This is a genomic window from Polynucleobacter sp. P1-05-14 (assembly GCF_018881675.1).
Classification (GTDB): Bacteria; Pseudomonadota; Gammaproteobacteria; order Burkholderiales; family Burkholderiaceae; genus Polynucleobacter.
Genome location: NZ_JACVPV010000002.1, coordinates 78,521 through 97,259 on the forward strand (window position 1 = coordinate 78,521; position 18,739 = coordinate 97,259).

At 47.1% G+C, this 18,739-nt stretch carries 15 protein-coding genes and 1 pseudogene; 15 read left to right on the forward strand and 1 reads right to left on the reverse strand.

Annotated features, from left to right (window positions below):
• Positions 1–57: 57 nt before the first annotated feature.
• The 15 genes and pseudogenes from gyrA to cysM all read left to right on the forward strand — a co-directional run bounded on the left by gyrA (position 58) and on the right by cysM (position 17,309).
• Positions 58–2,772 (forward strand): DNA gyrase subunit A, encoded by a 2,715-nt coding sequence (gyrA, locus tag ICN37_RS02385; RefSeq protein WP_216154551.1) that lies wholly within the window; start codon positions 58–60, stop codon positions 2,770–2,772.
• Positions 2,773–2,797: 25 nt separating this feature from the next.
• The gene (gene serC / locus ICN37_RS02390; protein WP_216154552.1) at positions 2,798–3,895 is read left to right on the forward strand and encodes a 3-phosphoserine/phosphohydroxythreonine transaminase; all 1,098 of its coding nucleotides are present in this window, start codon (positions 2,798–2,800) and stop codon (positions 3,893–3,895) included.
• The gene (gene pheA, locus ICN37_RS02395; protein WP_216154553.1) at positions 3,895–4,974 is read left to right on the forward strand and encodes a prephenate dehydratase; all 1,080 of its coding nucleotides are present in this window, start codon (positions 3,895–3,897) and stop codon (positions 4,972–4,974) included. The genes serC and pheA overlap by 1 nt, the downstream gene beginning before the upstream one ends.
• Positions 4,975–5,028: 54 nt before the next feature.
• Entirely contained in the window at positions 5,029–6,147 is a 1,119-nt protein-coding gene (gene hisC / locus ICN37_RS02400) for a histidinol-phosphate transaminase (protein ID WP_216154554.1), read from the forward strand.
• Complete coding sequence (locus ICN37_RS02405; protein ID WP_216154555.1) at positions 6,147–7,028, forward strand: prephenate dehydrogenase/arogenate dehydrogenase family protein; 882 nt, start codon at positions 6,147–6,149, stop codon at positions 7,026–7,028. The genes hisC and ICN37_RS02405 overlap by 1 nt, the downstream gene beginning before the upstream one ends.
• Positions 7,028–8,356, forward strand: a complete 1,329-nt coding sequence (gene aroA, locus ICN37_RS02410; RefSeq protein WP_216154556.1) for a 3-phosphoshikimate 1-carboxyvinyltransferase — start codon at positions 7,028–7,030, stop codon at positions 8,354–8,356. Before ICN37_RS02405 ends, aroA begins: the two co-directional genes overlap by 1 nt.
• A gap of 4 nt (positions 8,357–8,360) precedes the next feature.
• The gene (cmk, locus tag ICN37_RS02415) at positions 8,361–9,023 is read left to right on the forward strand and encodes a (d)CMP kinase (RefSeq protein WP_216154557.1); all 663 of its coding nucleotides are present in this window, start codon (positions 8,361–8,363) and stop codon (positions 9,021–9,023) included.
• Positions 9,024–9,158: 135 nt separating this feature from the next.
• Positions 9,159–10,832 carry a 30S ribosomal protein S1 gene (rpsA, locus tag ICN37_RS02420; protein ID WP_068324328.1) on the forward strand — a complete coding sequence of 558 codons (1,674 nt, stop codon included), beginning with the start codon at positions 9,159–9,161 and terminating at the stop codon, positions 10,830–10,832.
• 52 nt (positions 10,833–10,884) lie between these two features.
• Positions 10,885–11,223, forward strand: a pseudogene (locus tag ICN37_RS02425) (integration host factor subunit beta); the annotation flags it as partial.
• Between the two features lie 66 nt (positions 11,224–11,289).
• On the forward strand, positions 11,290–12,501 hold the full coding sequence (gene lapB, locus ICN37_RS02430) for a lipopolysaccharide assembly protein LapB (protein ID WP_216154558.1): 1,212 nt from the start codon (positions 11,290–11,292) through the stop codon (positions 12,499–12,501).
• A 15-nt stretch (positions 12,502–12,516) separates the two neighbouring features.
• Positions 12,517–13,881 (forward strand): UDP-glucose/GDP-mannose dehydrogenase family protein, encoded by a 1,365-nt coding sequence (locus ICN37_RS02435; protein ID WP_216154559.1) that lies wholly within the window; start codon positions 12,517–12,519, stop codon positions 13,879–13,881.
• An 11-nt stretch (positions 13,882–13,892) separates the two neighbouring features.
• Positions 13,893–14,822 (forward strand): D-glycero-beta-D-manno-heptose-7-phosphate kinase, encoded by a 930-nt coding sequence (gene rfaE1, locus ICN37_RS02440; RefSeq protein ID WP_215320559.1) that lies wholly within the window; start codon positions 13,893–13,895, stop codon positions 14,820–14,822.
• Positions 14,819–15,838, forward strand: coding sequence for an ADP-glyceromanno-heptose 6-epimerase (gene rfaD, locus ICN37_RS02445; RefSeq protein ID WP_216154560.1), 1,020 nt, complete (start codon positions 14,819–14,821; stop codon positions 15,836–15,838). Before rfaE1 ends, rfaD begins: the two co-directional genes overlap by 4 nt.
• An 89-nt stretch (positions 15,839–15,927) precedes the next feature.
• Positions 15,928–16,356, forward strand: coding sequence for a helix-hairpin-helix domain-containing protein (locus ICN37_RS02450; protein WP_251368451.1), 429 nt, complete (start codon positions 15,928–15,930; stop codon positions 16,354–16,356).
• Positions 16,357–16,397: 41 nt separating this feature from the next.
• Positions 16,398–17,309 (forward strand): cysteine synthase CysM, encoded by a 912-nt coding sequence (gene cysM, locus ICN37_RS02455; RefSeq protein WP_215320555.1) that lies wholly within the window; start codon positions 16,398–16,400, stop codon positions 17,307–17,309.
• On the opposite strand, the gene ICN37_RS02460 is transcribed toward cysM, so the two are convergent.
• Positions 17,306–18,556, reverse strand: a complete 1,251-nt coding sequence (locus ICN37_RS02460) for a lytic transglycosylase domain-containing protein (RefSeq protein WP_216122654.1) — start codon at positions 18,554–18,556, stop codon at positions 17,306–17,308. The two genes, cysM and ICN37_RS02460, sit on opposite strands and share 4 nt — an antisense overlap.
• Positions 18,557–18,739: the final 183 nt, after the last annotated feature.

The window sequence follows — 18,739 nt, forward strand, 5'->3', positions numbered from 1 at the left end:
AAACTGACAGAATCTTAGCATAGGGCCTACCTGTCATCAAAATGATATTATTTCTAGATGGAACAAGCCGCTAAAGAAACACTACCAATATCCCTCGAAGACGAAATGCGGCGGTCCTATTTGGACTATGCAATGAGCGTCATCGTCGGCAGAGCCCTGCCAGACGTGCGTGACGGCCTCAAGCCGGTTCACCGCCGGGTCTTATTCGCAATGTATGAATTAAACAACGATTGGAACCGAGCTTACAAAAAATCTGCCCGCATAGTTGGCGATGTAATCGGTAAATACCATCCGCACGGTGATTCTGCGGTGTATGACACGATCGTTCGGATGGCCCAGGATTTCTCTCTGCGCTATATGCTGGTTGACGGGCAGGGTAACTTTGGCTCCGTAGACGGCGATAACGCTGCTGCAATGCGATATACCGAGATCCGCCTGCGCAAGATAGCTCATGAGCTTTTGGCCGATTTAGACAAGGAAACGGTCGATTTTGGGCCAAATTACGACGGTAGCGAGAGGGAACCCCTGATTCTGCCTGCCAAAGTGCCTAATTTGCTCATAAATGGCAGTTCTGGCATTGCAGTAGGTATGGCGACCAATATCCCTCCCCATAACTTGGATGAGGTGGTTTCAGCCTGTTTGCACGTACTGCACAACCCAGAATGCACGATTGATGAGCTGATTGAGATCATTCCAGCCCCGGATTTCCCGACCGCCGGCATCATTTATGGCGTTCAAGGTGTTCGCGAGGGTTATCGCACTGGCCGTGGCCGTGTCGTGATGCGTGCCAAAACTCACTTTGAAGATTTGGATAAGGGCGCGCGTCAAGCCATCATCGTTGATGAGTTGCCATACCAAGTAAATAAAAAGAACTTGCTCGAGCGTATCGCTGAGTTAGTGAATGAGAAAAAAGTAGAAGGCATTTCTGATTTGCGTGATGAGTCAGATAAATCCGGTATGCGCGTTGTGATTGAGTTGAAGCGCGGTGAAGTACCCGAAGTCGTTCTCAATAATTTGTATAAGAGCACTCAGTTACAAGATAACTTCGGTATGAACATGGTGGCCTTGGTAGATAACCAGCCACGCTTGTTGAACTTGAAGCAGATGCTTGAGTACTTCTTGCAGCATCGTCGTGAAGTAGTGACACGTCGTACGATTTTTGAATTACGCAAAGCACGTGATCGTGGTCACGTTTTGGAAGGTTTGGCTGTTGCATTGGCAAACATTGATGAGTTCATTGCGCTTATTAAGGCAGCTGCGAACCCAGTGATTGCCAAGCAAGAGTTGATGGGCAAAGCTTGGGATTCATCGATGGTGCGTGAGATGTTGGCGCGTGCTGAGACTGATACGCCAGGCGGCCGCAACGCTTATCGTCCAGAGGGATTGCTGCCTGAGTACGGCATGCAAACTACTGGCTTGTATCGCCTCTCTGATAGTCAGGCGCAAGAAATTTTGCAGATGCGCTTGCAACGTTTGACTGGTCTTGAGCAAGACAAGATTGTTAACGAATACAAAGAAGTGATGTCAGAGATTTCTGACTTACTTGATTTGTTAGCAAAGCCAGAGCGTGTCACTCAAGTGATCGAATCCGAGTTAAAGGAAGTTCAAGCGGAGTTTGGTATTGCTGGTGGCGATACAGGTCGTCGCTCATTCATTGAGATGAATGCCACTGAACTCTTCACAGAAGATTTGATTACACCGCAAGACATGGTGGTGACGCTTTCAAATACTGGTTACATGAAGAGTCAGCCACTGAGTGAATACCGCGCACAAAAACGTGGTGGTCGCGGCAAGCAAGCTGCAGCCACTAAGAATGAAGATTGGATTGATACACTTTTCGTTGCGAACACCCATGACATTATTTTGTGCTTCTCCGATCGCGGTCGGATGTATTGGCTCAAAGTTTGGGAAGTGCCGCAAGGTAGTCGCACCTCTCGTGGCAAGCCAATCGTCAATATGTTCCCGTTAATTGAAGGCGAGAAGATCACTGTGATTCTGCCAATTAAGGGCTATCAAGATGATCATTACGTCTTTATGGCTACTAGCCTGGGCACTGTGAAGAAGACTCGCTTGTCGGATTTCTCAAATCCACGTAAGGCCGGCATTATTGCGGTTGACTTGAATGAAAACGACTTCTTAGTTGGTGCGGCGATTACTGATGGTCAGCACGACGTCATGTTGTTCTCTGACGCCGGTAAAGCAGTGCGCTTTGATGAGAATGATGTTCGCCCAATGGGTCGTACCGCACGCGGTGTGCGTGGCATGAACTTAGGCGAAGGTCATCAAGTGATCGCTATGTTGGTTGCTCCCGCAGAAGCTGCAGAAGGCATTGAAGAGGCTGTGGTGGATGCAAACGGCATTGCAATTCCAAGTAGCGTATTGACGGCTACAGAGAATGGTTACGGTAAGCGTACGCCAATCGCTGAATATACGCGTCATGGTCGCGGTACGAAGGGCATGATTGCCATTCAGACTTCAGAGCGTAACGGTAAGGTGGTTGCTGCTGCCTTGGTATCTCCAGAAGATCAAATTATGTTGATCACTACTGGCGGCATCTTGGTACGTACTCGTGTTTCTGAAATCCGCGAAATGGGACGGGCCACTCAAGGCGTTACCTTGATCAACGTTGATGAAGGCACTCGCTTATCAGGCTTACAGCGTATTGCTGAGAGCGATTCGGACGAAGAGGTTGATGCTGATGGCGCAGAAGAAAGTGATGTATCTGCTGATCCAACAACCGACTCTAATGACGATACGGCAGGTGACGCTTAAGCGTCACCTTTAGACTAGACACATCATGACTTTTGACCGCCGCATTTTCAATTTCGCTGCGGGGCCCGCTACTTTGCCTGAAGAGGTGCTGAAGCAGGCTGCCGATGAAATGCTCAATTGGCGTGGGCTCGGTACGAGCGTGATGGAGATCAGTCACCGCAGTAAAGAGTTCATGGAAGTGTATGAAGAGGTGGTGCAAGATTTGCGCACCCTCATGAATATTCCTGATAATTATGAAATTTTGCTCTTACAAGGCGGTGGTCTTGGACAAAATGCAGCCATCCCCATGAACCTGATGCCTTTGGCCAAGAACGGACCGAGGGCGGATTACATCGTTACTGGCGTGTGGTCAGACAAATCCTATAAAGAAGCGCAGAAGTATGGCGCTGCAAATTTAGCCGCCTCTTCAGCCGCAGAAAAATTCAATACCATTCCGGCAAGATCAACTTGGAAGTTATCTGGTGATGCTGCTTATGTTCTCTACTGTGCCAATGAAACGATTGGTGGTGTTGAGTTCCCAGACGTGCCGGATGTTGGTGATGTTCCGCTAGTTGCGGATATCTCTAGCAATATCCTTTCTAAAGAGATGGATGTAAGCAAGTGCGCCGTTTGGTTTGGTGGTGCGCAAAAGAATATTGGCCCTTCTGGCGTGACGATTGTGATTGTGCGTAAGGATTTAATTGGTCATAGCATGGGCATTACTCCCACGATTTGGGATTGGGCTGTGCAGGCCAGCACACAGTCGATGATCAATACGCCGCCGACATTTTCGATCTATATGGCTGGCCTAGGCTTTAAGTGGCTGCTTAAGCAAGGCGGAGTGAAAGCCATTGCAAAGCGTAACCAAGAAAAAGCGGATTTACTTTATAACTTTTTAGATCAAAGCAGCTTGTATGAGAATCGTGTCACCAAGGAATATCGCTCACGTATGAACGTGACTTTCTTCTTAAAAGATGAGAACCTGAATGCAGAGTTTTTGGCGCAATCAAACGCCGCTGGCTTGGTTGCCTTGCGTGGCCATAAAGCTGCAGGCGGTATGCGTGCCAGCATCTATAACGCAATGCCTATTGAGGGTGTAAAAGCCTTAGTTGAATTTATGCGCGACTTTGAAAGGCGGGCTTAATGAGTACTGAAGAACAGCGCTTAGCGCCCTTGCGGGAAAAAATTGACACGCTCGATGCGCAGATCTTGGATTTACTCACCCAGCGTGCACAAGCTGCGCAAGAAGTAGGCCATGTTAAAGGCGGATTCTCATCACCAGTATTTCGTCCTGAGCGTGAGCGCCAAGTTGTAGCACGCCTTCAAGAGATTAATAATGGCCCATTACTTTCAGATGGTATTGCTGCTATCTGGCGCGAAGTGATGTCTGCATGTAGAGCTTTGGAAGCTCGCCAAACCATTGCGTATCTTGGCCCAGTTGGAACATTCTCTGAGCAAGCTGCGCAAACTTATTTTGGTCATTCCATTGCTGGATTGCCTTGTGCCAGTTTGGATGAGGTTTTTAAAGCAGTAGAGAAGGGCGCGGCACAATTTGGCGTAGTGCCTGTTGAGAATTCTAGTGAAGGTGCGATTTCTCGCACATTGGATTTATTGCTCGACTCTTCTATGCGTATTAGCGGCGAAGTCGTATTGCCAATTCGTCATCACTTGTTGACTAAGAGCGGTAACTTGGATGGTGTAACCACCGTTTGCGCTCATGCTCAAGCATTGGCGCAGTGCCAGCAATGGTTAAGCGTGCACGCTCCACAACTCAAGCGTCAAGCGGTGAGTAGTAATGCGGAAGCAGCTCGCATGGCGGCAAGTGATCCTACTCTGGCTGCAATTGCTGGTGATCCCGCTCAAGAAGCTTATGGCTTGCAAGCAGTGGCTGCACAGATTCAGGATGATCCGCATAATCGCACCCGTTTTGTTGTGGTTGGTAACTACGCCTGCCAGCCAACCGGTAAAGATCAGACCTCTTTGGTGCTCTCTGTTGATAACCAGCCTGGTGCCGTTCATCGCTTATTAGCGCCTTTGGCAACGCATAGTGTCTCTATGAATCGCTTCGAATCTCGTCCTGCACGCAAAGGTACTTGGGAATATCACTTCTATATTGACATTGCTGGTCATGCAGATGATGCGAAAGTGGTGAAGGCGCTTGAAGAGTTAAAAGGGGTTGCAGCTTTCTATAAGAACCTTGGCTCGTATCCTCACTCTACCTAATCCAAGATTAACTGTAACTAACTGTGTATTAGTAAATAAATTAGTAAAGCTCGAATGACTTCTAAGATTGGCTTAAAACATATTCATGCGATCGCCCCTTATGTTGGTGGTCGCCCTATCAGCGAAGTTGCGCGTGAGTATGGCCTTGATGAAAATAAAATTGTGAAGCTAGCCTCCAATGAAAATCCATTAGGCATGCCAAAGTCCGCACAAGATGCAATGCTCAAGGCTGCAGGTGACTTAGGCCGCTACCCAGATTCCAATGGATTTGAGTTAAAGAATGTTTTAGCCGATCGATTGGGTGTGCCAACAGACTGGATTACCTTAGGTAATGGCAGTAACGATATTCTGGAATTGGCTGCCCGTGCAGTGGCACAAGCTGGCGATGAAGTGATCTTCTCAAAGCATGCCTTTGCTGTTTATCCCTTAGCCACTCAGGCTGTTGGCGCTAAGGCAATTGAAGTGGCTGCTACGGATATTTATGGCCACGACCTACCAGCCATGTTGGCGGCAATTAAAGCATCTGGCGACAAGGCAAAGTTGGTATTTGTGGCTAATCCCAATAATCCTACTGGTAGTTATTTGACAGCTAAAGAGATTGAAGACTTTTTAGTTGCAGTTCCATCAAATGTAGTTGTTGTACTTGATGAAGCCTATAACGAGTACCTCACGCCTGAGCAACGCTACGATGCCATTGCTTGGGTAAAGCGCTTCCCTAATATGATTTTGTCGCGCAGTTTCTCCAAGGCTTATGGTTTAGCCGGTCTGCGCATTGGTTATGGGGTTGCACAACCGCACTTAACTGATCTACTGAATCGTATTCGTCAGCCGTTTAATGTGAATAGTCTAGCCCAGGCTGCTGCTATTGCAGCCTTTCAGGACAAAGAATTTTTGCAGCAAGGTTTTGAACTCAATCGTGCTGGCTATGCCCAGCTCACCAAAGCTTTCGATGAACTAGGCTTACGCTATCTGACGTCTGCAGGCAACTTTGTACTCGTTAAGGTGGGTGATGATGACCAAGCTGGTGCTCGCATTAATTTGGAATTACTTAAGCGCGGCATTATTGTTCGCCCAGTGGGTAACTACGGCTTGCCACAATGGTTGCGTATCTCGATTGGTTTGCCAGACGAAAATGCAGCCTTCATTGCCGCTTTAAAAGAAATACTGTCCTAATGACCATCATTAATCCAGCAAGTAATTACGGTACCGTCACCATCGTTGGTGTTGGTTTGATTGGTGCCTCATTGGGTTTGGCACTCAAGCAGGCGGGTGTGGTGACAAAAGTTTTGGGCGTAGGTCGTAGCAAAGAAAATTTAGATCAAGCGCAAAAGATGGGTGCGATTGATGGTGTGGTGGATTTGGTTGAGGCAGCCAAGCAATCTGATGTCATCGTACTTTGTGTGCCCGTAGCGCAAATGCGCGCTGTATTTGAAATGATGGAGCCACATCTTGAGCCTCGCACCATGATTACCGATGCCGGCAGCACTAAAGGCGATGTGATTTTGGCTGCCAAGGAGGTGTTGGGTAAGAAGGCATGTCAATTTGTGCCGGCTCATCCGATTGCAGGAGGTGCACAGCATGGCGCTGCGGCTGCTAAAGCGGATTTATTTCAAGGCAAGCAAGCCATTATTTGTCCTTTGCAGGAAAACTCACCTGAAGATACCGCCTTGATCGCTGGCTTTTGGGAATCTGTTGGTTCTGAGGTGAAAAAGATTGGTGTCGTGCAGCACGATGCGATTTACGCTGCTGTTTCTCATCTCCCACATCTACTGTCATATGCCTTAATGGCTAGCGTGGTGAACTCAGAAGATGCTGAGCAAAAGTTGAGCCATGTTGGTGCTGGTTTTAAAGATTTCACACGCATTGCTTCATCCAGCCCAGAGATGTGGCGCGATATTTGCTTGGGTAATCGCACCGCCATCCTAAAGGAATTAGATCAATATCTATTGATCGTCAACCACATGCGCAAACTCGTTGCTGAAGGTGATGGCGCAGGTTTGGAAAAATTATTCAACAAGGCGAGCAAAGCACGTCAAGACTTGGACGTCCTTTAATGAGCGGTTTACCAGATATTAGTATTGGGCCATTTCAGCTAGCGCAAGGCTCGATTGTGTTGCCAGGCTCGAAAAGTATTTCTAACCGCGCCTTGTTATTAGCAGCCTTATCCACCGGCACAACTACCCTCAAAAATTTATTAGATGCGGATGACACTCAGGTGATGCGCAGTGCCTTGCGTCAGCTCGGCTTATCTGTAACAGATAAAGATGACAAGGTATGCGTCGTTGAGGGTTGTGGTGGCAAGTTTCCAGTACAGGATGCAGACCTCTTTATGGGTAATGCCGGTACTGCGATGCGTCCGTTAACTGCCGCTTTAGCAATGCAAGGCGGCAACTACCGTCTATCTGGTGTTGCTCGCATGCACGAAAGACCTATTCGGGATTTGGTCGATGGTCTACGTCAAGTGGGCGCAAAGATCGACTATGAATTACAAGCAGGCTATCCGCCAATCAAAATCTTGGCGGCAGATATTCAGATTAAAGATGTTGTTAAGGTGCGCGGTGATGTATCAAGTCAGTTCTTAACAGCGTTACTCATGGCTTTGCCATTGGTGGCAAATGAGCCTGTGCGTATTGAAGTGATTGGCGAATTGATTTCTCGTCCGTACATCGATATCACTTTGAAGTTGATGGCGCGCTTTGGCGTAACGGTTGCTTGTCCTGATAAGCAGTCATTCATTATTCCTGCAAAACATTCTGATGTGGTTTACAAAAGTCCAGGTCAGTTATCCGTAGAGGGTGATGCTTCTTCTGCCTCCTACTTTTTGGCTCTAGGCGCCATAGGTGGTGGCCCAGTTAAGGTATTAGGGGTTGGCAAAGATAGTATTCAAGGCGATGTGGCATTTGCCGATGCGCTTGCGCTGATGGGTGCAAAAATTAATGCAGGCGAAGATTGGATTGAAGTATCAGGTGTGAAAAATGCCAATGGTAAGCTCAATGGCATCACCATTGATTGCACTGAAATTCCGGATGCGGCGATGACCTTGGCTGTGGCTGCATTGTTTGCAGGAGGCCCAACACGTTTAAATAATATTGCTAGCTGGCGCGTTAAAGAAACAGATCGCATTGCGGCAATGGCGAAAGAATTGAAAAAAGTTGGTGCAATCGTTGAAGAAGGTGTTGACTACATTGTTGTGCAAGCTCCTGCATTACCCAGTGACTGGAAGTCTCCGATTGAAGGTATTGATACCTATGATGACCATCGTATGGCCATGTGTTTCTCACTTGCTGCATTTGGCCCAAATGCGCTCAAGATCAATGATCCTAATTGCGTAGCAAAAACCTTCCCGACTTACTTCGCAGAGTTTGCAAAGGTAGTGAACTAAGTTCATGAGATCTTTCCCAGTTATTGCTATTGATGGTCCAACTGCTTCGGGCAAGGGTACTGTTGCCTCACTCGTTGCAGAAAAGCTGGGCTTTCATTATTTGGATAGTGGCGCGCTCTACCGCTTAGTGGCTTTAGCCAGCGAAAAACAGAGAATTGACGTTAAAAATGGCTCAGAACTTGGACTTTTAGTCCCTAAATTATTGATTTCATTCAAAAATGGGCAGATTTTTCTGAATGGCGAGGATGTCACAGATGCTATTCGCACTGAAAATATAGGATTAAGGGCCTCTGCTTTAGCCGTCCACCCTGAGGTGAGATCTGCTTTAGTGGGCCTGCAGCGCGGTTTTCGCCAATCTCCTGGGCTGGTAGCCGATGGCAGGGATATGGCAAGTGTCATATTCCCAGACGCTGTTTTGAAGGTTTTCTTGACTGCAACGGCAGCTGCCAGAGCCGAACGTCGCTATAAGCAATTGATAGCTAAGGGAATTTCTGCTAAACTTGAGGACTTGCTGCAAGATTTGCAGGAGCGCGATGCCAGAGATAGTAGTCGAGGTACCGCACCCTTGTTAGTTGCAGATGGTGCGAAAGTGCTTGAAACATCAGATTTATCTATAGATCAAGCAGTTAAGACGGTTTTGGATTGGTATCAATCAACAATCGCCTAGTTCGTATGTAGTTGGCTGTAAGCAGTAGTTTTGGTGTCTTAAGAAACTCCACAACGCGACTTTTCATTAGCGTGTTTCTTGAAGACTTTTTTAACCTAACCCGTCAGGCCTTCTGGCGGCACAAAGTGAATACACATGTCTGAATCATTTGCAGAATTATTTGAAGAATCATTAACCCGATCGAATATGAAGACCGGCCAAGTTATTTCGGCTGAAGTTCTTCGCATCGACCATAACTTCGTCGTTGTTAACGCTGGCTTAAAGTCTGAAGCGTTTATTCCTGTTGAAGAATTCCATAACGACGCTGGCGAGATTGAAGTAGCTCCTGGCGATTTCGTTTCTGTTGCTATTGACGCTCTTGAGAACGGCTATGGCGACACCATCCTTTCCCGTGATAAAGCGAAACGCTTGGCATCATGGATGAACTTGGAAAAAGCGCTTGAGCAAGCGGAGATCGTTACCGGTACTGTTACTGGTAAGGTTAAAGGCGGCTTGACTGTAATGGTTAACGGTATCCGCGCATTCTTGCCTGGATCACTCGTTGATACACGTCCAATCAAAGACACCAGCCCTTACGAAGGTAAGACGATGGAGTTCAAGGTTATCAAGCTTGACCGTAAGCGTAACAACGTAGTGTTGTCACGTCGTGCAGTGGTTGAAGCTAGCCAAGGTGAAGAGCGTGCTAAGTTGATGTCTAATCTTAAAGAAGGCGCAGTAGTTACTGGCCTCGTTAAGAACATCACCGATTACGGTGCGTTCGTTGACCTGGGCGGTATCGATGGCCTCTTGCACATCACTGACTTGGCATGGCGTCGTGTGCGTCACCCAAGTGAGATGTTGACTGTTGGTCAAGAAGTTACCGCGAAGATTTTGAAGTTTGATCAAGAAAAGAACCGTGTTTCACTCGGCGTGAAACAGCTTGGTGATGATCCATGGGTTGGTATCGCTCGTCGTTACCCACCAAACACCCGTTTATTCGGCAAAGTAACTAACTTGACTGATTACGGCGCATTCGTTGAAATCGAATCTGGTATTGAAGGTTTGGTACACGTTTCTGAAATGGACTGGACTAACAAGAACGTTGCTCCAAGCAAAGCTACTGCATTAGGAACTGAAGTTGAAGTAATGGTTCTGGACATTGATGAAGACAAGCGTCGTATCAGCTTGGGCATCAAGCAGTGCAAAGCTAATCCATGGGAAGAGTTCTCACGTGCCCAACAAAAAGGCGATAAGTTAACTGGCGCAATCAAGTCTATTACTGACTTTGGTGTGTTCATTGGCTTGCCTGGCGGCATCGACGGTTTAGTTCACCTTTCAGACCTTTCATGGAATGAGCCAGGTGAAGAAGCTGTTAAGAAATACAAAAAAGGTGATGAAGTTGAAGCCACTGTATTGGCAATTGATGTTGAGAAAGAGCGTATCTCTCTCGGTATTAAGCAATTGTCTGGCGACCCATTCAACAACTACACATCTGTCAGCGACAAGGGTAGCCTCGTTACTGGTACTGTGAAGGCTGTTGATGCTAAGGGTGCAACAATTCACTTGGCTGATGAAGTTGAAGCTTACTTACGTGCTTCTGAGATCTCAACCGATCGCGTTGAAGATGCACGCAATGTATTGAAAGAAGGCGACAGCGTTACTGCAATGATCATTAATATTGATCGCAAGTCACGTGTTATCAATCTTTCAATTAAGGCAAAAGACAGCTCTGATCAACAAGATGCAATGAGCAAGCTCCAAGGTGATGCGCAGTCTGGCACAACCAATTTGGGCGCTTTGTTAAAAGCAAAATTGGACAATCAAGGCTAAATCAATATCGCCGCTTTCCACTAGGAAGGCGGCGATTTTTTATTGATAGATCATGACAGATCAAGAGCAACAAGCAATCACCCGCTCCGAACTAGTGGAGAGCCTCGCGGAACAGTTTCCGCAGCTTTTGCCTAGGGACGTGGAGTTAGCGGTAAAAACTTTGTTGGACACAATGACTCATGCTTTGGCTGAGGGCAAGCGTATCGAGTTGCGCGGCGTGGGAAGTTTTGTACTTCACCATCGTCCTGCACGCACTGGCCGCAATCCAAAGTCTGGTGAGAAAGTATTGATCCCAGAAAAACGCGTTCCGCACTTTAAGCCTGGCAAAGAATTGCGTGAGCGAGTAGATTACAAGCCGTTGAAGCAGGCGGGCCCCAAAGAGGGTTCTGGTGCCTAAGATTCAGGCTCAACCTCAGTGGTCCATTCGGGTCATTTTTTTATTTAAATTCTGCACGCTATGATTCAGATAGCTACTCCTTGGTTATTGCTGCTGCCAGTCATGTTTGGCATCGGTTGGTTAGCGGCCCGCTGGGACTTGCGTCTTGAAAACCGCATGGATGAGCGTGAGCGCATGCGTCAGCAGCGATCTACCTTTAAAGGTTTGAGTCTTTTGCTCAATGAGCAACCTGATCAAGCGATTGAAACCTTGGTCAAAATTGCCCAGTTAGATCCAGAGACTATTGAGTTGCATTTCTCATTAGGTAATTTATTTCGCCGTCGTGGTGAAACAGAGCGAGCTATTCGCATTCATCAACACTTAGCCAATCGCGATGATTTAAAACCACGTGATCGTGATCATGCTGCCTATGAGTTAGGTAGGGACTTTTTGCGCGCAGGCTTGCTTGACCGCGCCGAAGCCTCGTTAAATCGCGTAGGTGATGGCAAGTATGCCGAGCCTGCAAAAGAAAGCTTGTTGGAGATGTATCAAATTGAGCATGATTGGAAAAAAGCCATCATTGCTGCAAGTGAACTTGAAGGACTGCAAGGTAAATCGCATCATACTGAAATTGCTCAATTTCACTGTGAGCTTGGTCAAGAGGCTTTACGTCGCAAAGACTTGGTTGAGGCGGAGCAATCAATCCACCGTGCTCTACAGGCTGTCCCAAATCATGCACGCGCTTTGATCTTGCAAGGCGATTATTTGATGGCAATGGATCGCCCTGCTCAAGCGATTGAGGCTTGGAGTCTGATTGCCAGCTCTCACCCTGCTTATATGCATTTGTTGGCTGATCGTTGGATGGTTGCTCACGCAGCGGTTAATAAAGAGAGCGAGGGCTTAGATCGCCTCTGTGAATTGTTAAAAACTCAAGCCGCTGGTGAGTTGCTCGATATTGTGCATAAGCACCTCATGAAAATTCGGGGTCCACAGACAGCAAGTGCGATGTTATCTGATGTCATGCAGCATTCGCCGACTTTGATTGCTTTGTCTAAGATGGCTGAAACTCGCCTTGCATTGGAGGAGGGTAGTGCCAGCCCAGAAAGACTCTTGGAATTACAGTCTATTCTGAATCTTTTGCGTCAGCGCACCACCAGCCTAGCTCGCTACACTTGTGGTAATTGCGGATTTAGAGCGAGAAGATTTTATTGGCAATGTCCTGGCTGTAATCATTGGGAGGCATACTCCCCGAGACGGAGTGAGGGTGCGGCACCTAGCGGCCCTTCCATGTAAAGATTTGGAGAGAAATTGAAAGTCACCATCATCGGTAGTGGTTACGTAGGCCTTGTTACTGGCGCATGCCTAGCTGAGCAGGGTAATAACGTCTTTTGTGTCGATGTCGATTCCAAAAAGATCGAGATTCTCAACTCTGGCGGCGTTCCTATTTATGAGCCTGGTCTTAAAGAGATGATTGAGCGCAATCGCGCTGCAGGTCGTTTACAGTTCTCTACTGATATTGCTGCCTCAGTTGCTCATGGTGAAATTCAATTTATTGCAGTAGGTACACCTCCAGATGAAGATGGCTCAGCTGATCTTCAATATGTCGTAGCAGCAGCGCGCAATATTGGTCGTCACATGACTACCCCTAAAGTGATTGTCGATAAATCGACTGTGCCAGTCGGTACTGCCGATAAAGTAAGTGCAGCGATTACCGAAGAATTAGAAAAAAGAAACTTATCTCCTGAGTTATGCTCTGTAGTCTCCAATCCTGAGTTCCTCAAAGAAGGTGCTGCAGTAGAAGACTTTATGCGTCCCGACCGCATTGTGATCGGTACTGAAAATACCCCAGCTGGATTGCACGCCAAAGAACAGATGCGTAAGCTCTACGCCCCCTTTAATCGTCACCATGAGCGTACCTACTACATGGATGTTAAAAGTGCTGAGCTCACTAAATACGCGGCTAATGCCATGTTGGCTACCCGCATTTCCTTTATGAACGAGCTGGCCAACTTGGCTGACTTAGTAGGCGCTGATATTGAAGCAGTGCGCCAAGGTATTGGTTCGGACTCTCGTATTGGTTATGGCTTTTTGTATTCGGGTACCGGCTATGGCGGCTCCTGCTTCCCTAAGGACGTGTCCGCCTTATCCAAAACCGCTAAAGAGCATGGGCGAGATCTCAAGATCCTGGATGCCGTGGAAGCTGTGAACGAATTGCAAAAGTGCATTTTGGTCGAAAAGATCGAAAAGCGCTTTGGTAGTGACCTCAATGGTATGAAGTTTGCACTCTGGGGTTTAGCCTTTAAACCCAATACTGACGATATGCGCGAAGCGCCTAGTCGTGTGATTATTCAAGAGCTCGTTAAGCGTGGCGCACAAGTAGTAACTCATGATCCCGTATCGATGGCAGAAGCCAAGCACTGCTTAGATGTAGACTTTAAAGATAATCCAGCAGGCCTCAAACAAGTGTCGATGGTCGATGACCCGATGAGCGCTCTAGATGGTGCTGACGCTCTAGTCATTGTGACGGAATGGAAAGCCTTTAGAAGCCCAGATTTTGAGCAAGTGATACAAAAACTCAAGCGCCCAGTGATCTTTGACGGTCGCAACCTTTATGAGCCCGCTTCTATGCAAGAATTGGGTATTGAGTACCACGGTATTGGTAGACATAATTAAAGTAGATACAAATGGAAAAAGCAAACCGAGAACAGTTCTCTAAAGCCCGCTTATTAGTGGTGGGCGATGTCATGTTAGATCGCTACTGGTTTGGTGACACCAATCGTATTTCTCCTGAAGCTCCTGTGCCGGTGGTACAGGTAGGCAAGATTGATGAGCGTCTAGGCGGTGCTGCCAACGTAGCTCGTAATGTAGCTGCGCTCGACGCCAAAGCAACTATTTTGGGTATCGTTGGTAACGATGAGCCTGGTAAACGTGTGGTTGAGTTGTTAAAAGCGGGCGGTGTCGATAGTCAACTAGAAATTGATACCAATGTTCCAACGATTGTGAAGTTACGCGTCATTGCGCGTCAGCAGCAGTTAATTCGCCTGGACTTCGAAGAAACCCCTAGTCAAAAAGCACTTGCACATAAATTAGAGCGTTTTGAAAAACTCGTTGGTGCTGCTGACGTAGTAATACTATCGGATTACGGCAAAGGCGCATTGGGCCAAGTGGCTCATATGATTGAACAGGCTAGAGCACAAAATAAAATGATCTTGGTTGACCCTAAGGGCGAGGATTATGAGAAGTATCGTGGCGCTACTGTTTTAACGCCTAACCGCAGTGAATTGCGTCAAGTGGTTGGTCAGTGGATGAGCGAAGAAGACTTGACTAAGAAAGCCCAGGACCTTAGAAAGTCCCTTGACTTACAAGCCTTGCTGCTAACACGCTCTGAGGATGGGATGAGCTTGTATACCGAATCCGGTGTGAGTCACGTTAAAGCGCAAGCTCGTGAGGTGTTTGATGTTTCTGGTGCTGGTGATACTGTAATCGCAACATTGGCTGTGGCATTAGCTGCGAAGTGGCCTTTAGAAAAAGCCATGGCGCTTGCAAACCGTGCAGGTGGAATCGTTGTTGGTAAGCTGGGAACTGCAACCGTTACTTCAGAGGAATTACAGTGACTATTATCGTAACCGGAGCAGCTGGATTTATTGGTGCCAATATTGTTCAAGCGCTCAATGCGCGTGGCGAGAAAAATATCATTGCAGTAGATGACCTTCGTCCTGCAGACAAGTATCGCAATCTTGCTGATTTAGACATTATTGATTACCTTGATAAAGACGAGTTTCTAGAGGCATTCAGAAGTGGTCGTTTTGGTAAGGTGAGGGCCGTGTTTCATGAAGGAGCTTGCTCCGACACCATGGAAACAGATGGTATTTTCATGATGGCGAACAACTATCGCTACACCATGGACCTGTTAGATATTTGTACTGAGCAAAAGGTTCAATTGCTTTATGCCTCTTCTGCGGCTACCTATGGTGGCTCAGATGTATTTGTAGAGAGCCGTGAGCACGAGAAGCCGCTTAATATTTATGGCTACTCCAAGTTTTTATTCGATCAAGTGATGCGAAAGCGTTTTGCAGAAAAGGCAAATACAGCACAGGTTGTTGGCTTTCGTTACTTCAATGTCTATGGTCCGCGTGAGTCACATAAGGGCCGTATGGCTTCGGTTGCTTTTCATCAGTACCACCAATACAAAGCCAAGGGTCATGTGAAATTGTTTGGTGAGTACGGTGGTTATGCGCCTGGTGAGCAAAGTCGCGACTTTGTATCAGTTGAAGATGTAGTCAAGGTAAACCTCTTCTTTCTGGACCACCCAGAAATCAGTGGCATCTTCAATTTAGGTAGCGGTCGTGCGCAACCCTTTAATGATGTAGCTTATGCTGTGGCTAACTCTATGCGTAAGTTGGATAAAGCAGCCCCTGCAAGCCTACAAGAATTGGTTAAAGAAAAAGCGATTGAGTACATTCCATTCCCGGATGCGCTCAAGGGCAAATACCAGTGCTTTACTCAAGCTGATCTCACCAAACTCAGAGCAGCTGGCTATACGGAGCCCTTCTTAAATGTTGAGCAGGGCGTAGGAAGATATATTGAGTGGTTGGAAGTCAATTCTGGTTTCTTGGCTAACCCTTTGTAAGTCAGTCAACAGAAGTAGTTTCTCTTCGTTGTAAACGATCCACGCACACTTTGTGTTCGTGGATTTTTTTATTCACTACCGGAGAGAAGATGACAAGAAATTTAAATGTAGATAAATTTTGGAACTTAGTTCGAGCTGCGGCTGCAACTTTCACCTTATTGGCTTCAAATACTGGGTTGGTATATGCCTCGCCCATTAATGTCAATACTGCCACTCAAACGGAGCTTGAGAGCATCAAGGGAATTGGTCCAGCTAAAGCAAAAACAATTATTGCTGAGCGTTTGGATGGCGGCCATTTTCAAGATGCCAATGACCTACAGAAGCGGGTTCGTGGCATTGGCATGAAATCGGTAGAAAAAATGGTGGATAACGGCTTAACGATTGAAGCCCCCAGCTCTTTTCGGGAGCCGAATGGTCGAACCAAGAAAGAGGGTGGGGCCTCTAGCCGACGCCATTCGCGTAATCAAGCTAGTCCTCGTAATCAGCAGGAGCGTATGGGAGCAAGTCGCAGAAATTAAACCCTTCCGTGTGTAAGGCGGCTTATGGCTAAAATGGCTTCATGAGCAAACCTTCCTACCTTACTATTTCACAGACTGTGGGCAATACTCCCTTAGTTCGTTTGCAGCGTATTCCTGGTTTAGAAAACGACAACCGCAATAATGTGATCTTGGGTAAGTTGGAAGGAAATAATCCAGCCGGGTCGGTGAAGGACCGACCTGCGCTGTCGATGATTTCACGCGCACAAGAACGCGGTGAGATTAAACCTGGCGATACATTAATTGAGGCAACTAGCGGTAATACAGGTATTGCTTTAGCAATGACCGCAGCCATGCTCGGTTACAAAATGATTTTAGTCATGCCAGAAAATCAAAGCATTGAACGTCGTCAAAGTATGGCGGCTTATGGCGCTGAATTAATATTGACCGCAGCCTCTGGCGGCATGGAATTTGCCAGAGATTACGCCTTGCAGCTACAAAGAGAAGGACGCGGTAGATTGCTCGATCAATTTGCCAATCCTGACAATCCTAGAGCACATATAGAGACTACTGGGCCAGAAATTTGGCGAGACACTGATGGGCAGATTACCCATTTTATATCCGCCATGGGAACAACTGGAACCATCACGGGAGTCTCCACTTATCTGAAGTCCATGAATCCTGCGATTCAGATTATTGGCGCACAACCAGAAGAGGGCTCTCAAATTCCCGGCATTCGGAAGTGGGCGCCGGCATATCTGCCTAAGATTTATCAAGGTGATCGCGTTGATTTAATTGAGTATGTTTCGCAAGCAGATGCAGAGGAGATGGCGCGTCGCTTGGCAGCACAAGAGGGTATTTTCTGCGGCATTTCTGCTGGAGGTGCCTTGGTAGTGGCTTTGCGCATTGCCCGTCAAGTTGAAAATGCCACGATCGTCTTTATTGTCTGCGACCGTGGTGACCGCTACCTATCTACTGGCGTTTTTCCAGCTTAAGACTTTGCTTTTTTCTTAGCGCTGGACTTCTTAGGTTTAGACTTTTCAGTAGTCGCCTTTGAGCCACCAGCTTTGCTTGGGTTTTCTACTGGCACAACACTTTGGTTTTTATATCCTAGGGCTTGGGCAAACTCAGCAACACTTTGCGCATAGAAATAACTGCGGTTGTATTGCACTATCGTCAGAAAATTATTTAAGCCAACAAAATATTGCACTTGGTCTACGCCATCTTTATCTGGATACGGTAGGTCAACGATGAAAGCTTTGCTTTGCGGCTCTACACCACCACTTTGTAGATCGCCTTGTTGTTGAGTCAAGATTCCCTTTTCAATGAGCTCTTGTACAGTAAATTTCAACTGCGGTTCACCATCAGCCAATGCTTTGGCAGCACTGATGCCATTTTCTTGAACTGGAAATGAAATCGGCATACCGGGTTGCCAGCCATGTTTTTTCATGAAGTTGGCAACACTCGCAATAGCGTCCTTAGGGCTTTGCTTTAAATCAATTTGACCATCGCCGTCACCATCGACCGCAAAGCTGCGAATACTGCTAGGCATGAACTGTGGCAGACCAATGGCGCCAGCATAGGAGCTATTCTGATTTAGGCAGGCACTAAAACGTGCGCTATTGATACCTTGACTACTATTTTTGGAGGGCAGCTTGCCACCCGCCCCAGTCCAGCACATCAGAATGAGTTCTTTGAGTTGGTCCTTGAAGAGTTGCTCACGTGCTGGTTTATTAGGGGTATCTGGGTAACTAAAGGCGAGGGTAGATAGAACGTCTTTCACCCTGAAATTGCCGGTTTGGCGTCCATAGATGGTTTCGATGCCAATAATGGCCACAATAATCTCAGCTGGCACCCCTGATTCTTGCTCAACTTGGCTCAAAAAGGCTTGATTTTGGTCCCAAAAGACCCTGCCAGCCTTAAGGCGTACGGGCTCAATAAAGCGTTTGCGATAAGCCAGCCAGTTCTTCTTAAATGTACCCGATGGGGGTAATACCAATTTCCGAATTGAGGGAACCGTTTTAGCATCTAGGAAGCCCATTTCTAGGGCTGGGAGTGGGATTTCTTGGTTTTGGGAGACCTGGGTAAGGAGTTCGTTGAGGTTCTGGCTAAAACGCGCCTCGGTAGCGGCATCGTCAGTCTGGTTTACGATGGGCTGTTGTGATTGGGTTGGCTGTGTGGGGGTGCTAGAGCACCCTGCTAACGCAAGAGCAAGCAGTAGGTAGGAGACGCGAAAGTTCATGCTTAAGGTATTTTTATTGGTATTGGATTTTCGAATGTTGAGCACGTTTAATTAGAGGTGGATTCAACTACGAAGTGCAACTTTGAACAACTAGTTAAGGAGGCTAAGGATGTTTTAGTATCCAAAGCTTCTAGACCTGCAAGTCAAAGTAGCCATGACCTATCAACACCTTAGCCAAACTGA

Coding starts and splice junctions, on each gene's coding strand:
- gyrA (WP_216154551.1), top strand. CDS start 58: ATGGAACAAGCCGCTAAAGAAACACTACCAATATCCCTCGAAGACGAA.
- serC (WP_216154552.1), top strand. CDS start 2,798: ATGACTTTTGACCGCCGCATTTTCAATTTCGCTGCGGGGCCCGCTACT.
- pheA (WP_216154553.1), top strand. CDS start 3,895: ATGAGTACTGAAGAACAGCGCTTAGCGCCCTTGCGGGAAAAAATTGAC.
- hisC (WP_216154554.1), top strand. CDS start 5,029: ATGACTTCTAAGATTGGCTTAAAACATATTCATGCGATCGCCCCTTAT.
- ICN37_RS02405 (WP_216154555.1), top strand. CDS start 6,147: ATGACCATCATTAATCCAGCAAGTAATTACGGTACCGTCACCATCGTT.
- aroA (WP_216154556.1), top strand. CDS start 7,028: ATGAGCGGTTTACCAGATATTAGTATTGGGCCATTTCAGCTAGCGCAA.
- cmk (WP_216154557.1), top strand. CDS start 8,361: ATGAGATCTTTCCCAGTTATTGCTATTGATGGTCCAACTGCTTCGGGC.
- rpsA (WP_068324328.1), top strand. CDS start 9,159: ATGTCTGAATCATTTGCAGAATTATTTGAAGAATCATTAACCCGATCG.
- lapB (WP_216154558.1), top strand. CDS start 11,290: ATGATTCAGATAGCTACTCCTTGGTTATTGCTGCTGCCAGTCATGTTT.
- rfaE1 (WP_215320559.1), top strand. CDS start 13,893: ATGGAAAAAGCAAACCGAGAACAGTTCTCTAAAGCCCGCTTATTAGTG.
- ICN37_RS02450 (WP_251368451.1), top strand. CDS start 15,928: ATGACAAGAAATTTAAATGTAGATAAATTTTGGAACTTAGTTCGAGCT.
- cysM (WP_215320555.1), top strand. CDS start 16,398: ATGAGCAAACCTTCCTACCTTACTATTTCACAGACTGTGGGCAATACT.
- ICN37_RS02460 (WP_216122654.1), bottom strand. CDS start 18,556: ATGAACTTTCGCGTCTCCTACCTACTGCTTGCTCTTGCGTTAGCAGGG.